Consider the following 15,726-nt stretch of genomic DNA (forward strand, 5'->3'; position numbering starts at 1 on the left):
TGTCGCAACATGCTTGCAACGCTCCTGGCCTGCCAACCTGCAGCGGGAAGGTCGGCTGATCGCATTGGCGCGTATGTGTTGTGCACCGTTCTTGCGACTGCATGGACCGCATTTGCTGGTAAAGATGTGCCGTGGGACGCGCTGCACTACCACCTATACGCTGGCTATAGCGTTTTTCACGACAGGGTGGCCATAGATTATTTCCCGGCTGGCCCCCAAACCTATTTTGTTCCCTATGCGCACGCGCCGCTGTCGCTGATGGTGGGCGCCGGCTGGCCGTCGCTGGCTATTGGCATCGCGTTCGCGTGTTTGCATTCCCTAGCGCTATGGCTGACCTGGGAGTTGGCCCGTGCAGTTAGCCGGGATGAAGAAGGCCGCAGTCCGGCACTGGTGATCTGGAGTGCAGTTGCCTTGGCCTTGGCCAACCCGGCTCTGTTGCAGGCCTTGGGCTCGTCCTTTACCGACATTACGACCGGCACGTTGGCCTTGGGCGGCTATGTGGCCTTGGTCAATTCTTTTCATGCTCACCGTGTTAATCGGTTAGCCCTCGCAGGTGTTTTGCTAGGCGCTGCTGCGGCCCTCAAGATGTCGAACGCCGTCTTCGCCTTGATGCCTGCCTTGCCGCTGGTGCTTGGCTCAGCGCGGAACTGGCGCACGCGCTGGCAGGGCCTGCTGCTATTTGGCGCCTGTGCAGCGGGCGCTCTGGTTCTGATCGGCGGAGCATGGGCCTACGCGCTCTGGACGACATTCGGCAATCCGCTGTTTCCGATGCTGGACGGTCTCTTCAACCCGGCTGCACCTGTGGGTGGTGCGGTCGCTGTCGCCGCGGAGCCGGCGTCGCCTCTTTTCAGATTGCTGGGGGCGATGGATGTCATGCGCGACCCGCGCTTCCTGCCCTCGTCACTGGCCGAGGCGTTCATGCGCCCGTTCGACATGCTGGCCGCTCGGCGCATGATCCACATGGAGACGATGGCGGCTGACATGCGCTACGCGGCGCTGATGTGCTTGCCCGTGCTGTGGCTGGTCGTTACCCTGCGACGCCGGTCGCAGTCGGCGCCTTTTGCTGCCTATCCACCGAGCCAGCGCGCCTGGGCGAGCCTGACAATGTCCTTCCTTGTCGCCTGGGTGCTCTGGTTGCTCATCAGCGGTAACAGCCGATATTTCATTCCCATGGCCTGCATCGCGGCCGTGATTTTGATAGCTGGCGTGCACCGCGTTCTGAGCGGCATGCCCCGCGTCCAAGGTTACGCCGTGATGGTGTTGCTGGGCGTGCAAGCGCTCTTGCTCTACGAAGCCGCGGATCTTAGATGGAGCGCACAACCTTGGGACGGTGCCTGGACTCAGGCGACTGTGCCCACGAATCTCAAGTCGCAGCCATTTCTATATCTCTCGATGGACTCACAATCGCAGTCCTTCTTGGTGCCGTCTTTGGCACCGGGCTCGGCCTTCGTCGGCATGGGCGCCGACGTCGATCCTGAGGGCCGCGACGGTCAGCGCATTCGCGCCCTAATCAAAACCCACTCGCCGCAACTGCGGATGCTTACGCTCGTGCGGCAAGTGGAACTGGATGGTCGGCCGATTGCTCCAGCTGCTGCCACGTTTGACTACCCACTTCGGCGCCTCGGCCTGCGCGTCGATGTCAGCGACTGCGAATACATCCGCTACCGTGGCTACTCCGATGCTATTGAGCAGGTCGGGCCCAGATCTGGCTCGCGAGATCAGATTTATGTCTACACCTGCCGCTTGGTGCCCGGAGACGGGCTGAGCGACGCCGAGCTGGCGAGCAAGCGCCTGGCTGATCAGGTGCTCGATCGCGTCGAGCGCGCCTGCCCTGATCTTTTTCGCTCGCGACACACGACCAGCGTGCGCAACGGCTCCATCTGGCGCCGCGGCTATCCAGATTTCGCAATTTGGGTGAATGATGATGGCTGGGTGCGATTTGCGGATCTGCTTCGAGGCGGTGGCGACTTCTCGGGCTTGGGCAGTGCGAATGAGTGGATCAAGTCGCCGCGCCCGTTGAAGTGTTGGCGTGAACGAGGACGTTTCCATGTCGAACGAAGTGATTTCTGAAGAGTGGGTGCAGGTCGCGCCGGCAAGCGACCAGGACGGCAAGATCGAATTGACCATTCTGATGCCATGCCTGAACGAGGCACTCACTTTGCCGGCCTGCATTGCCAAGGCTCAAGACTTCCTGACTCGGAGCGGCGTTCGAGGCGAAGTCCTCGTCTCGGACAACGGATCGAGCGACGGCTCGCAAACCTTGGCCATGGCATGCGGGGCGCGCGTCGTCTCTGCGCCCGTGCGTGGCTACGGCGCGGCGTTGCTCGCCGGCATTGCATCTGCAAGGGGGCAATATGTCGTTATGGGAGATGCCGATGAAAGCTACGACTTCGGCGAGCTCGACGGCTTCGTCGCTGCACTGCGGAATGGCAGTCAGCTGGTGATGGGCAACCGCTTTCGCGGCAGAATTTTGCCCGGCGCCATGCCGCCGCTGCATCGCTACCTCGGTAACCCGGTGCTCAGTTTTGTGGGTCGGTTGTTCTTCAAGTCACCCATCGGCGACTTTCACTGTGGGCTGCGCGGCTTTGAGCGGCAAGCGATCTCGCAATTGGGGCTGTGCTGTGAAGGCATGGAGTTTGCCAGCGAGATGGTCGTCAAGGCATCCTTGAGCCACCTGCGCATTGCCGAGGTGCCGACCACCTTGTCTCCCGATGGGCGCGATCGGCCGCCGCATTTGCGCACATGGCGCGATGGGTGGCGCCATCTGCGCTTTCTGTTGCTGTTCACGCCGCGATGGCTGTTTCTTTATCCGGGCGCTGCGCTCGCCCTGCTGGGGTTGGTCCAGTTGGGACTCGCGCATGCGCACCCGGGAGGATGGGGTCGATGGCCCGTCGGCATTCACACTCAATTGCTTGCGGCCGCCGGGATGGTGCTCGGGTACCAAACCATGCTTTTTGCGATGGGTGCGGTGCTTGCGCGCCACTGGGCTCACCTGAACACGATTCACCCTCGCGATCGGTGGGCGCTCCACGTGGCGAGGGGGTCGTTGCTGCCCGCCGGCGGCGGACTCGCTACCTTCGCGGGTCTGGCATTGTGTGCAAGCCTGACTTGGCAATGGGGCAGCAGCGGATTCGGCGCACTGCAACCAGAAGCGGCGATGCGTCAGATCATTCCCGGCGTGGCGCTGCTGCTGATGGGAACGCAATCGGTGCTCGCATCGATTTTTTTTGCCGCGCTGCGCAGCGCATTCGATTCCCGCCGGCCGCCGGCGGCGACAGGACAAACAGTTGGGGGCTAACGTGGTGGCCCGTGACAATCTGCCCGATTCGACATCAGCAACAAGAAGCCCGGGGACTGCAGCAAACGCGCCGTACGTGGTCGTGATCATGTCGACCTTCCAAGGCGAGCGCTATGTACGAGAGCAAATGCTGTCCGTCTTGTCACAGCTTCCCGCGCGAGGCACTGTGCTTGTACGAGACGATGGATCTACCGACAGAACAGTGGACGAAATCGCGGCGCTGGCCGACCCGCGGATCACCATCATCGCCGGCCAGAACTTGGGTTTCGGACAGAGCTTTCTCACCTTGCTGTCACTGGTTCCAAAAGACGTAGACATGGTCATGCTTGCCGACCAGGATGACGTCTGGTTCCCTGACAAGCTTCAGCGTGCGTGGGAACGCCTCAACCAGCTTGGCAGTGTGCCCGGGCTGTACGGAAGCGCGCAGACGTTCGTTGACCAGAACTTGCATCCGCTCGGTCGAACGCCGCCCCTGCCACGCAGTCCCTCAATGGCGAACGCCTTGACCGAGAACATCATCGTTGGTTGCACGGCGGCTATCAATCGCGCGGCACTGTTACTGTTGCAACGGGCCGGCGTACCGACGTCGGTTCGCTTTCATGACTGGTGGATCTATCTGGTCGTGAGCGCCTTCGGCGTCGTGGTGTACGACGAAGAGCCGACGCTCCTGTATCGCCAGCATGGCGCCAACGTGATCGGCCGACACCCCGGGCTGGTGAAGCGTTCGCAACGAGCCTGGAAGGTAATCGTGCGCGACGATTGGACGAGTAGCCTGCTGGGTCAGATCCATGCATTCTTTGACCACTATGGGGACCTGGTTTCCCACGACGGCAAAAGTTTGATTACGCAGCATTTCATTGACCGGGAAAAAACTGCCGTTCCTCGCTGGGCTTCGGTGTTCAGTCCCCATCAGCGGCATCAGTCTTTCATCAATGATGTGGCCGTGAGGTGCCTGCTGGCGTTGCGCAAGGCGACCGGACCGTTCGCGATGCGGTGCGCTTTGAGTTCCAAATATCAGCCAGCCCGCAGAGTGGCTGAAGGATCATCGATGCTGATGGGTATTCTCAAATCCGCTCAGCTGGTTGCTCGTCGCTTTGGCGTCGACGTCGTACCTTACAAGCCGGGTTCACATCCGATCGCGCGGAGGCGGCGCTTGATCGAACACCATCGAATAGACACCGTGTTGGATGTCGGGGCCAATACCGGTCAGTTCGGATTGGAGCTGCGTCGACAATTCGGATACCGAGGGCGCATCGTGTCGTTTGAGCCGCTCAGCGCCGCCTACGCTCAGCTGGAGCGCGCAGCACTTGGGGACGCCAACTGGCAGGTGCTGCAAATGGCCTTGGGCGATGCTTCGGGCACTCAGACGATCCACGTGGCGGGAAATTCCGAGAGCAGTTCGATTTTGGAAATGCTGAAACTGCACGAGGATGCTGCGCCCCATTCCCGGTACATCGGCGAGGAAACCATTCGGGTCGAGACGCTCGATGCCATGTTCGAGAAGACCTGTGGCAATGCGCGCAACATTTACCTCAAGGTCGATACGCAAGGCTACGAGGCCCAGGTCCTTCGAGGCGCGGTTCGCAGCCTGGAGCGAATCGACACGATACAGGTGGAGATGTCGTTGGCGCCGCTCTATGCGGGTCAGGCCTTGTTCGATGACCTGTACGCCGACCTGCGTCGCAAGGGGTACGTGCTGGTCGGGGTCGAAAACAATTTCGGCAATGCCGAGACCGGCCAACTGCTGCAGATTGACGGCATCTTCCGTCGTGAGCAGGCAGCGCAGTCGTGACGCCTCCGCTGTTAAGCATCATCATCCCGGCACTCGACGTAGACCTCGAGCTGCGTCGCTGTGTGGATTCGGTGTGTCTGGCAATCCCCGATTCAGAAATGCGCGAGATCGTGCTCGTGCTACCCAACAGCAAGTTGGTCGACGCGGCCGAGCGGTTTCCAAATACTCGCGTAGTCGCCGAGTCGCGACCGAGCGTGTACGCCGCCATGAACGATGGCGTTGCTGCCAGTACGGGACGCTATCTCTACTTTCTCGGCAAGGACGACATCCTCTTGCCTTCTGTGCACCAGGTTTTGAGCCTAGTCGCGGCCGAAGCGCCTGCAGCCGTCTTCTCCGACGTTTATTGGGGCTCGAAGGGTCTTCATCGGACTCGACCCAGCCGCTTCCAGATCCTGGTGCTCAACGTCTGCCATCAGGGAATTGTTTATTCTCGCGAGTCAATTGCCACGCACGGACCCTTCATGCGTCGCTTTCGCACGCATGCCGACCATCTGCTGAACATTCGCCTGTTGTGGGATGCGAACCTGCGACGGCGCGTTCGATATCTGGCGGTTCCGATTGCCTGGTACGCTGCCACGGGGTTGTCATCACGTACCTTCGACGTCAATTTCGTCCGAGCGCAGCCAGCCATCATTGGGCGCTACTTGGGGCCGATCGCAGCAGCACTCTGGCAGCCATTCAAATGGTTCCGGCTTCGATGGCACAGGGGCAATTGATGCGCCTCCAACGAGAGCCTTTGCGCCCTGCCCTTGCCTACACGGATGCCGCGCGCGAGCAATTTCTTGCACATGCGCGGCCAGCCGTAGCCGCCGCGCGTCTCGGCATGAATGGCCTTGATATGCACCAGTACAGCGTCGTCGGTCAGGTGGCTTATCTGGATGAGCAAGCTAGGCGGTAGCCGTGAATCTTGTCGTCGTCGCGCGCCATCTGCGGATAAAGCCTTTCCCTGCCGACACCGAGGAAGGCCGGGCGGCCGAGCGCTACCGGCGAGCCTCGTGGACCATGTTGGCGCACGCAGCAAGCAGTGCCGCCAGCATGCTCGCCTTGGTGCTATCCGTTAGTTGGACAGTCCCCTATCTCGGCGCAGAGCGTTTTGGCGCATGGATGACCATTGCCAGCTTGGCCGCTGTGTTGAGCTTCCTCGACCTGGGGGTCGGCAATGGCCTGACCAACCGCATCGCGCGTGCTGCGTCCGAGCTTGGGATCAACGAACTTTCGCAGGCCGTCAGCGGCGGACTTGGAGTGCTGGCTATCCTAGCCTTCGCGCTGTTGCTGTTGCTGGGCGCCGCTGCATGGCTGCTGCCGTGGCAGGTGTTGATCAAGACCACCTCGGACGCACTGGTCGATGAAATCCGCATCACTGTATTGACGTTTGCAGGATTGTTTGCCGCATCCATCTTCACCAATGGCGTGCTGCGGGTCTACCATGGCCTGCAGCGTGGCTTTGAGGTCTTCGCCACCAGCGTGCCCTGCACCTTTGTCGGGCTTTTGTTGTTGTACATCGCGACGCGATACCACGCTGGCATGCTAGTGCTGCTCCTATGTAGCATGGTGGGGGGCATGATGCCCGGAGTCTGGCTGTGGATTCAACTGGGGCGCAAAGGATTGTTTCGCCTTGCCGGCTTGGTTCGTTCAACCAAAATTGAGAAACCGAAGTTGCTACGCGTGAGTCTGCTTTTCTTCGTCCTGCAGATCGGCACTGCGTTTGGGTGGGGAATGGACAGCTTGATCATCTCCAGCACGCTGGGCGCGTCCGCTGTTGCCGCCTTCACGCTGGTTCAGCACATGTACCTGTTCGCTGCCCAGCCAATACACATCTTGAACAGCCCACTGTGGCCCGCATACGCAGATGCCAATGCACGAAATGACCGGGCGTTCATCCGCAAGACGCTTGGCTCGGCAGCCCAGTTGACGCTCGCATATTCCGCCACGTCGGTGGCGGTCTTGGCCTTTTTGAGCGCTCCCTTGCTGCGCTATTGGACGGACGGTCAGGTTGCCCCATCGGCCAGTCTTGTCTATGCCCTTGGCACGTGGACCATTGCAGCGGCGATGGCTAATTGCTTTGCGATGTTTATGAATGGCATGGGAATACTCCGGCCGCAGGCCGTTGCAGTTCTAATCATCGTTGCTGTCGGGGTTCCCTTGAAATTTCTTGTGGTCCGAACGGCGGGCATCGACGCTATGGTCTATGTCTTCACCGCATTCTTTGCCATCACACTTGGCACACTGTATGGCATCTTGTATCGCCCCCAGATCGAGAGGCAGTTAGGACTCACCTTCTCGAAAATCGACCGCAAATGAGCATCTGGATTCTTCTGAAGTTCGCCAAGCGCTGGCTCGCAAAACGGCAACATCGGTACTATGTCGTTGGGACGCACCGTATCACGCTGCCACCTGGGCACAGGCTGGACGAATACCAGCAGGCGTTTCTCAACTACGATCGAAAACTGCCCGTCATCGCCAGACTGGTCGACAGCAAGTATTCAGGCATGGTGACGCTGGATATCGGCGCCAACATTGGCGATTCAGCCGTCGCAATCCGATCGATCGTAAGCGGCCCGATCCTGTGCGTGGAAGGCAATTCGGCGTTCCTGCCATATCTGCAGGCCAACCTTTTACCGTTGCCCGGCACGAACCGCGTGATTCCAAATTTCATCCGTCCGTCGGGGGCCGACGACGTGGATTTCGAAGTACTGACCACGGGAGGCACGGCGCATCTGATGCCAAGGCGGATGGTTATGCGTGAACAGGGCGCCAGTCGCACGACTACGGTGCGGGAAATATTGGCGAAGAATGCCGATCTTGGGCCCGTCAAACTCATCAAGACAGACACGGACGGTTTCGACTTTGCCATTTTGCTCGGGGCGCTGGACAGCTTGGCCTTGGACATGCCGATCCTGTTCTTCGAATTTGACCCTCTCATCGGGAATTCGAACCCCTCGGACGCCGTCGCAGCAGTCGAAGGCTTGGGTGGTATCGGTTATCGCTCGGTCGTTGTGTATGACAACTATGGCAACTATCTGATGGGTACCGACCTCACGCGCGGCTTGGCGCAAGACCTGGTCGCCAATGTGATGCAACGCCACGGCGCAGGCGGCGGGGCAGTCTACTTCGACCTCTGCTGCTTCTCGATCGCAGATGCGGACATTTTCCAAGCTCTGATCCAGCATGAACGTGAGGGGATCAGGGCGTCATGAAGATCACCTTTGATCACCAGGCCTTCAGCATTCAGTCGTTCGGAGGCGTTTCCCGCTATGTTGTTCGTCTGGCGGAGTATCTTGGACAATACGGCCACGACGCCAGGATCTTCGCCCCATTGCACATCAACCAGTTTCTGAATGATTTTGCTGCCCAGCGCGGCAGCATCCGCCTGCCGTATTTCCCGCCTGAAGCTGCCCCTTTGCTGCTTGCGACAAATCGAACAATACTCAAACTGCGAAACCGCCAAACTTGGCGACCCGACGTCGTGCACGAGACCTACTACACAGATCGCCCCGTGAACTTGGGCGGCACCAGGGTGGTGGTCACTGTGCACGACATGATCCACGAACGGATGCCCGAGTGCTTCCGTCTGCAGGACGGGACCACACGACGTAAGAAAAGTTCGACCAGCAGGGCCGATCACCTGATCGCGGTTTCGAAGTCAGCGAAAAATGATCTGTGCGACCTATTCGACGTGTCGCCGGACAAGGTGAGCGTCGTTTACCACGGCTTCGACCCACTGCCGTACCCGAATCGCACCGTTGCGACGGAGACGGGCCGGCCGTTCCTGTTGTATGTGGGGCAGCGCCATGGCTACAAGAATTTCCGGGCCCTACTGCGCGCTGTCGGCTCCCGTCCGGCACTGCGGTCAGCGTATGACATCCTAGCCTTCGGTGGCCGGCCTTTCGGCAGAGAGGAAAGGCAAGCAGCCTTCGACGCCGGCGTGCGCGTGGATGGTCTGCACCATCTGGGTGGCAACGACGCGGTGCTGGCGGCGTGCTACCGTTCTGCGGCAGCCTTCGTCTATCCCTCACTTTACGAAGGTTTCGGTCTTCCTCCCTTGGAAGCGATGTCATGCGAGTGCCCTGTCATCTCCAGCAACGCTGGTTCACTACCCGAAGTCATCGGTGATGCTGCTGACTTCTTCGATCCGAACGACCCGGACTCGATCGCGCACGCGGTCGAGTCCGTGTTGTCGGACCAGGATCGGCAACGCCAACTTGTACAAGTTGGACTGCGGCGGCTGCGGTTTTTCTCTTGGGACCAGTGCGCACGGGAAACGTCAGCTGCTTATGAGGTCGCGCTGGCCTGTCGGTAATGATCTCGAACAGTAAGCGCTTCTGGTGCACGCGGCCATGCACGACACCGTTGTCTCCGTGATCACCGTGTTCCGCGACGCGTGGCGTTGCACTGGAACGCACGCGGCGCTGCGCATTCCGGTCGACATCAGCCGATCGGCGTGCCCAAGATGCTGCGCAGTACTGCCTGGCCGATGAGGCGCCAGAAGATGCTCTGTACGCAGCCAGGCACTGCGCGACTTTGTGGGGATCGAGCTGTCGCGCGAATCCCCGATGCCCCCAGGCTGCTCAAGTGCAGGCGCCTGCTGCTGGACAGCGACCTCACCAAGGCGATGTTCGACGAGATCAACACGCACCTTGCCGACCAAGGCCTTCTGATGCGCACCGGCACCATCGTGGATGCAACCATCATCGCGGCGCCCAGCCCGACCAAGAACGCAGACAACACGCGCGATCCCGAGATGCATCAGACCAAGAAGAGCAATCAATGAGGCTCTGGCGCGTCAATCTAAGTGCGAGTCGCGCGACAATCTGGATGAGGATTGTGTCGCGGCGAGTTGATGAGTCCCGATGATCCTATAGATGTGCTCGAGGTGGGCTGCTACACGGGGCATCTGCTGGCCGGACTACCATCAGCATGCCGTCTGCACGGTATAGAACCTAGCGCCGCGGCTGCGGCCAAAGCAGAAGCGCGCGGCGTACGGATCGCAGCGAGCTGGCCAAAGTCTGAACTGTAAGCGGTCAAAGAAACATGTCTTCCAACGAGGTGCCGAAAGGCCGATCGGCCTGGCCAGGTCTATGCCGACAGTCGTGATCTTCACGGCGGACGCCCCTCTTGGTTCAGTTGTTGGTGCTGGGGGACTGTCTCTCTGGATCAAGTTTGAACTAGCCCGCATCCCCAAAGCTCACTTCGATCCGAATCTTTGACTTGACCAGCACGCTGCCCACTTGCCCCGGCAAGAAGTGCGCGTCCGTAAAGGCCTTGCGCACCGCCTGTTCAAGTTCGGGCAACGGCGCCGGCTCCTCGGCAATGACATGGCGAACCAGCCCGGTTTCGTCGATGTAGATGGAGAAAACTGCGACAAGGGTCAGGTCTGCGGCTTCGACCTGCGGTGACACGATCGGGATTGGCATCGAGGCAAGAGGCGGCGTTGAGAGCAGCGAACTCGGAATGTAGCTGTCCAATTCGCTCGTCGCGGTCGGAATGTCGATTGAGCGCTCACCAGGCGGCCCAGTAGCGCGATCTCGCTGCGATGGAGTTGCCGATGAAACACCTGGAGTCGAACGCAGGGGCTTTATCGGCTGCCCGGTCCGCGCCTCGTCTCGCGGCGCGCGGCGGTCAGTTTCAAGAACCGCGGGGACGTCGCGGGCGATGGTCGATTGGGTCAAGATCAAGCGAGCGCTGATCGACTCCGGTGCGCCAAGTGCCCGCGATTCGACCGACCGCCCTGGTGGCGCGCCGGGGTGCAACGTCCCCAGGAAAAGCAGATGCGCCGCCACCGATATGCCGGCGCATACCGGCAGCGCCCAGCCCCCCTCATCCCACAACTGCGTTGCCTTCTTCCTCAATCGACCGTCGGCACTTCACGCCAGTTCAGCAGGCGAATGCCTTGGCCGGCCGGGAGCGTGAAATCCACCTTCTTGAGGTTGGCCTTGACGTCACCCGTCACCAGCCGCGCCGTACCGTCAACGCCCAGGAACTTGATGTCCGTGAGTGCATTCGGGTATGAGACATAGGCCGTACTGTTGGTCAGGACCGACTGGCCTGTCGCAAAGTTCAAGGCATAGAGCCGGCTTTGACCGGACGGGCTGCAGGCATCGCCTGTCGTCAACAGCGGTGCAAAAGAAACGATGCCGCTGAAGGTCGTCGAGTTGTTCACCACGCGCCAGGCGATGCCCGTCGTGGTGTCGACGCCCAGATCCAAATACCAGCCAAGCGATGTGGCCGGCAAGCTCACGCCACTCAACACATCGGTAACCGCAGTCAACTGGGTTCGCGTGATCGGACTCGCGCTCGCCGCCGCAAAGGAGGTCGCCGTGCCATCGAGGATGCCGTAGAAGCTCTGCTCCTTCTTGGACCCGATGTCGACCGCGTCCAGCAGTTGACCCGTCCCGAACATCACGAAGCGCTGCCGTGTCCGAGGCTGGATCTCGATCAGCGGTGGCGTGGTGATGGGTTGCGCGTTGCTCGCGCTGTCCGTCACGACGGCCAGCATGGTACCCACCGGATAGGCCGTGCTGCTGCCCCGGGCTGCCGTCACGTCGAAGCGCCACAGTTGACCGTTGAGGTCGCCGGCATAGATCGCATCGGCCGTGTTGTCCGAGAAGTCCTGGACGTAGGCCGAGGCTTCCGACAGGCCGTCCGAACTGGCGCCCGTGGCAACCTTTTCCAGCAGTGCGCCGGTTTTCGGATTGATGAAGTAGAGGTAGCTCTTTCCGCCGCCGCCGGTGTTGTTGTAGCCGGAGGTCAGCACCACGACCCACCCGTACTTCTGGGTCTTGATGACGTTGGGCGAGCCGAAGCTGTAGCCCATCGTCGGATCGGTGAACTCCCACAAGACTTTCCCCGCGACAGCGGTCTCGGTCGTCATGCTGTCCGGATCGGTGATGTCGATGGCATAGAAGCTTCTGCCGCCCTTGCCCAGGCCGCCGATCAGGATCGAGTGCCATTCCGAACTCGCCGCGTTGGTGGTCGTGAAGTTGCCGTAGGTCGTGTTGAAGTCGACGTCGAACGCCTTGGCGGTCGCATCGACGTAGTAGTGATGGTCGTAGTTGGGGCTGCCGAGTTGCGCGAGGCCGTCGACTTGCGGGGTTCCGCTCGGTCCGGTGATCACGGCACTCGGCACATAGGCAAACTGCTCGGTGCCTGCCAACGACCCCGTCAGCGCGCCGTTGAAGGCGTGGAGCATGCCGTCATTGGCGCCGACATAGACCATGGTGGAGCGCCCCGCCTTGGAGGTCTTGAATGCCGCATAGCCTGGGTTGATGGCGTCCGAGTAGGTCCTGTTCGGCGGCCCGACCGGGGTCACCTTGGCGTCCACGATGTCGCCCAGCAGCAGCGAACGTTGACGGTAGGGCTTGGTGGCATCCGAATTGGACTTTTCGTTGCTGCGGTCGCCGCGCAGGTAGTTCAGGTAGTTGCCACTGTCGTCGCCGGTGACATACGGCGTGTCGAGCGCGCTGGTTTGCGCAGAACTCAGGTTGGCGGCGCGGAATGACGTTCCCGCAGTGCCATTCCACGTCACCACCCGACGGTTGCTGTTCCAGCCGCTTCCGCTGAACTGCGTTTCTAGCGTGGTCGAACTGGCCCACTTCTGGGTCACGCTCGACGGGGCACCCGTGGAGTCGAAGACGATCTCGCTGCCGCTCACGATGCCCGTCCAGGTCGTGGCGTCGTACTGGGCGCCATAGGACGCCGCACCCGTCGACTGAACCTGCACCGTCGAAAGCGAGAACGACGTGGTGTACGCATCGATCTCGTTCGAGATCCGCTGGAACGCCTTGGTCAGGCCCGCCAGCATCGTGTCGGGCCGCCCCGCCGCGAAGTAGTTGTCGGGGCGGTCCACCGCGACGTTGGTGCGCGGATCAGTCAGTTTGTCGCCGCTGGTCGACCACCAGTCCAGCGGAATGGTGCCGGCGAAGGTGTAAGGATCGAATCCGGCGGGAAGCTTCCGCTGGTTCAAGCCACCGAACTTGGCGGCGAGGTAGAACTTGTTGTTGGTCTGGAAGGGCTGCTCCAGCACGTCGACCCAGTAGGTCTGCACGGTCTGCATGCCGGTCAGGTCCGGTCGGATGTCCTTCGTGTTGGCGTCGAAGGCCAGGCCGGCCATGTAGTAGCTCGAGCCGCCGGCGCCGGTGGCCGCGCCGGACAGGTTTGCACCCATGCCTTGCAGGACGCCCACCGCATCCGTGGCTGTCATGGCGTTGACGGTGGTGTCGGCCGTGACCTTCGCCGGCATCGTCGGCTCCGAGTCCGTGCGCGTGTTGCCGGGGACGTTCTTGTCGTTCCACGTGTAGATGTCGCCGATGCCCAGAACGAAGTTGCGTTGGCAGGCGTACTGGATGGGGTCGTTCCAGCTCTTGATCACCGGGAAGCCGTCGATCCACGTCCTCCGGGTGTTCGTGTCGCCGGTGGTGCTGGTGTCGCTCCATTCCGGCACGTTGCCCAGCTTGCGGTAGTAGCGCATCGCCGCGTAGTACAGCTCGTTGACCGGGTCGTAGTTCTTGTAGCCGCCGGGAATCAGCTGGCCGAACTTGTTGAGGTAGTTCATGACCCCGCTGTCGCTGATGTTGACGCCGGTGTCGGAGGTCGTCGTCGCGGCGTCGGCCGCATCGGGGTTCCGGGTCATCGTGCCGTCGACCGAGCTCCATTCCTGCGCGGAATTGGCAGCGGGGAGTGCGCCCGGAACCGGGTACGTGGGTCCGACGAACTTCTGCTGGGCGCGCAGGACGGCGCCGTCACGCGTGCCGCTGCTGTCGTTCAGGTAGCCGAACGCGCTGTAGCGCATCTTGTCGGAGTACTGCTGGATCAGGCCCTCGGGCTTGTAGTTGCTGCCGTAGGCCTTGCAGTTCGCTTCCAGCAGTGCGACGCCCAGCGAAGGGTCGCACACCTTCACGCGCATCGTGTAGTTGGTGACGGAGGAGTCGCTGGTGAACAGGTTAAATGAGTTGGTGGAAGGCTTCTTCCAGAACAGCTGCACCTGGTCGCCGCCATTGCCCTGGTAGAAGTCGACCTGAACGGAGAAGCTCTGGCCGGAGGTCAGGGCAACATTGCCGCTGGTGTCGGTCACCGCGCCGTGGTCCGTCCAGTTGTCGATGACCTTGGTGCCATTGACGAACACGCGAACACCGTCGTCCGAGGTCGTCTGGAATTGGTAGTTGCCGGTTTCCGGGGCCGTGAAGGTCCCGGTGTACGTCACCGAGAAGTATTCGGGATTCACGCCCGGCGCCGGGTTCGCCCCGTTCCAGATGTGGTTCAAGGAGTCGTTGGTGACGGTCGCGACAACCGTTCCCCCGACCGTCCGATAGGGATTGTTCTGGTAGAAGTTGCCCGAGAACGAGCGTCCTGAACTCGGCGCCCCGGCGGTCAACTGCATCACGAAACCGCGCCCGCCGATCGACACGTTGAGGCTGGTGGCCGTGCTGAACGGCGTCGCGCCGGCGATCTCGCTTTGCGTCAGCAAGCGGTCGTCGAACAGGCCTTGCCCCGCGTGATAGGCCTTCTGCAGGATGGTGGTGGTCGGCGTATCGACCACGCGATAGCCACCGGTCATCGCCCAGCGGAACGGATCGATGGTGGGCGTGGATGCCCAGTTCAGGAAATTCCCGCTCCAGGCATTCGAGCACTTGCGATTGGTTGCGGCACCCTGGGGATAGAAATAGCTGGAGTCGCCCTTGTCGGCCGCGGTGACGCCGTTGGACGTCGTGTCACTCTGATAGAGATAGCACTTGTTCGGATCGAAGTACCCCAGGTAAGTGCTCGCGCTGCTGTAGTTGTCGGTATGCGCCGTCCGCGAGGCGGTGGGCCACTCGACCGACAGCGTCAGGGCGAGGTTGCCGGGCACGCTCGAAGTGGAGAACACCGGCTGGTCGGCCAGCGATGTGGCCGAGGCGATCATCGTCGCGCCCAGGGACAGGCCGACCGCGGTGGCAATCGCGCCGCGCAGCAAAGCCAGGGCGCCTTGTCGAATCCGTTTGTTCATGAGGTGACCTATTCCGGCTTGCTGAAGGAGGACTGGAGAAACACCTGCGTTTCGCGCGGTCCGGTGACACGAACGGTCACGCGATAAAGGGGTGGCGAGCTGACGGCAGGGCGGTCTTCGCCGGCGGTACCGCCGGTCGCGGCGCTGACGGGTGAGTAGACACAGCGGTTGTTGCCCAATGCGGCGAAAGTGCCAGTCGTGTTGCACAGGCGATCGATCACGTAGCGGATCTTCACGCCGTCGCGGCCGGTGATGTCTCCGGCTGTCGGCGTGAAGGTTGCGTTGGTGACGTCCGGTCCGCTTGGAGAGGCGCCGTTGATCAAGAGCAGCTTCGGTATGCCCTGCGCATTCGTCTGTAGCTCGATCGCGCTGTAGTTCGCGGAGGGGAGGCTCGTCGCCGTCACGTTCGGAAAAACCGCGCCATCCAGGGCGGCACCACCGGCGAACGATTTCAGAACCTGCGAGATGGCCTGCTCGCCCTGATTGACCAGGTCACGCCTGAAGGCGAGGTTGCCCGCGGTGAACATCGAGGAGTTCATCGACCGCACGACCGCGACGCCGGCGGCAAGCAGGATGACGAGGACGATCAGGCAGAAGAGCAGCACGACGCCGCGTTGAAGCGACGGCGCGTGGGCGCGGGGTGAACGCAAGGGA

10 protein-coding genes and 2 pseudogenes are annotated in these 15,726 nt (G+C 61.4%); 8 read left to right on the forward strand and 4 right to left on the reverse strand.

Translation table 11 applies throughout. The features are described 5' to 3' along the window. Positions 1-9: 9 nt before the first annotated feature. From ACSFBL_RS18725 to ACSFBL_RS18740, 4 genes are all read left to right on the forward strand, one after another. The gene (locus ACSFBL_RS18725) at positions 10-2,070 is read left to right on the forward strand and encodes a glycosyltransferase 87 family protein (RefSeq protein ID WP_435517296.1); all 2,061 of its coding nucleotides are present in this window, start codon (positions 10-12) and stop codon (positions 2,068-2,070) included. Further along, positions 2,030-3,298 (forward strand): glycosyltransferase family 2 protein, encoded by a 1,269-nt coding sequence (locus ACSFBL_RS18730; RefSeq protein ID WP_435517297.1) that lies wholly within the window; start codon positions 2,030-2,032, stop codon positions 3,296-3,298. The genes ACSFBL_RS18725 and ACSFBL_RS18730 overlap by 41 nt, the downstream gene beginning before the upstream one ends. An 88-nt stretch (positions 3,299-3,386) precedes the next feature. Next, complete coding sequence (locus ACSFBL_RS18735) at positions 3,387-5,090, forward strand: FkbM family methyltransferase (RefSeq protein ID WP_435517382.1); 1,704 nt, start codon at positions 3,387-3,389, stop codon at positions 5,088-5,090. Continuing rightward, positions 5,087-5,806 (forward strand): glycosyltransferase, encoded by a 720-nt coding sequence (locus tag ACSFBL_RS18740; RefSeq protein WP_435517298.1) that lies wholly within the window; start codon positions 5,087-5,089, stop codon positions 5,804-5,806. Before ACSFBL_RS18735 ends, ACSFBL_RS18740 begins: the two co-directional genes overlap by 4 nt. Positions 5,807-5,820: 14 nt before the next feature. On the opposite strand, the pseudogene ACSFBL_RS18745 reads toward ACSFBL_RS18740, so the two are convergent. Then, positions 5,821-6,009 (reverse strand): annotated as a pseudogene (locus ACSFBL_RS18745) (IS3 family transposase); the annotation flags it as partial. Between ACSFBL_RS18745 and ACSFBL_RS18750 the strand changes: the two are divergent. The 4 genes and pseudogenes from ACSFBL_RS18750 to ACSFBL_RS18765 all read left to right on the forward strand — a co-directional run. Next, positions 5,991-7,391 (forward strand): lipopolysaccharide biosynthesis protein, encoded by a 1,401-nt coding sequence (locus tag ACSFBL_RS18750; protein WP_435517386.1) that lies wholly within the window; start codon positions 5,991-5,993, stop codon positions 7,389-7,391. The pseudogene ACSFBL_RS18745 and the gene ACSFBL_RS18750 overlap by 19 nt on opposite strands. Next, positions 7,388-8,287: an FkbM family methyltransferase gene (locus ACSFBL_RS18755; protein ID WP_435517299.1), complete on the forward strand. Its 900-nt coding sequence runs from the start codon at positions 7,388-7,390 to the stop codon at positions 8,285-8,287. Before ACSFBL_RS18750 ends, ACSFBL_RS18755 begins: the two co-directional genes overlap by 4 nt. After that, the gene (locus tag ACSFBL_RS18760) at positions 8,284-9,390 is read left to right on the forward strand and encodes a glycosyltransferase family 4 protein (RefSeq protein WP_435517300.1); all 1,107 of its coding nucleotides are present in this window, start codon (positions 8,284-8,286) and stop codon (positions 9,388-9,390) included. The genes ACSFBL_RS18755 and ACSFBL_RS18760 overlap by 4 nt, the downstream gene beginning before the upstream one ends. 161 nt (positions 9,391-9,551) lie before the next feature. Beyond that, a pseudogene (locus ACSFBL_RS18765) lies at positions 9,552-9,858 on the forward strand (IS5/IS1182 family transposase); the annotation flags it as partial. A 397-nt stretch (positions 9,859-10,255) separates the two neighbouring features. On the opposite strand, the gene ACSFBL_RS18770 reads toward ACSFBL_RS18765, so the two are convergent. From ACSFBL_RS18770 to ACSFBL_RS18780, 3 genes are all read right to left on the reverse strand, one after another. After that, entirely contained in the window at positions 10,256-10,759 is a 504-nt protein-coding gene (locus ACSFBL_RS18770) for an energy transducer TonB (protein ID WP_435517301.1), read from the reverse strand. Between the two features lie 176 nt (positions 10,760-10,935). Beyond that, a complete protein-coding gene (locus ACSFBL_RS18775) occupies positions 10,936-15,072 on the reverse strand; it encodes a PilC/PilY family type IV pilus protein (RefSeq protein WP_435517302.1) in 4,137 nt (1,378 codons plus the stop codon). 8 nt (positions 15,073-15,080) lie between these two features. Next, positions 15,081-15,722 (reverse strand): pilus assembly PilX family protein, encoded by a 642-nt coding sequence (locus ACSFBL_RS18780; RefSeq protein ID WP_435517303.1) that lies wholly within the window; start codon positions 15,720-15,722, stop codon positions 15,081-15,083. Positions 15,723-15,726: the final 4 nt, after the last annotated feature.

Source organism: Variovorax glacialis, from assembly GCF_051216375.1.
In the GTDB taxonomy this organism is placed as follows: domain Bacteria; phylum Pseudomonadota; class Gammaproteobacteria; order Burkholderiales; family Burkholderiaceae_C; genus Variovorax.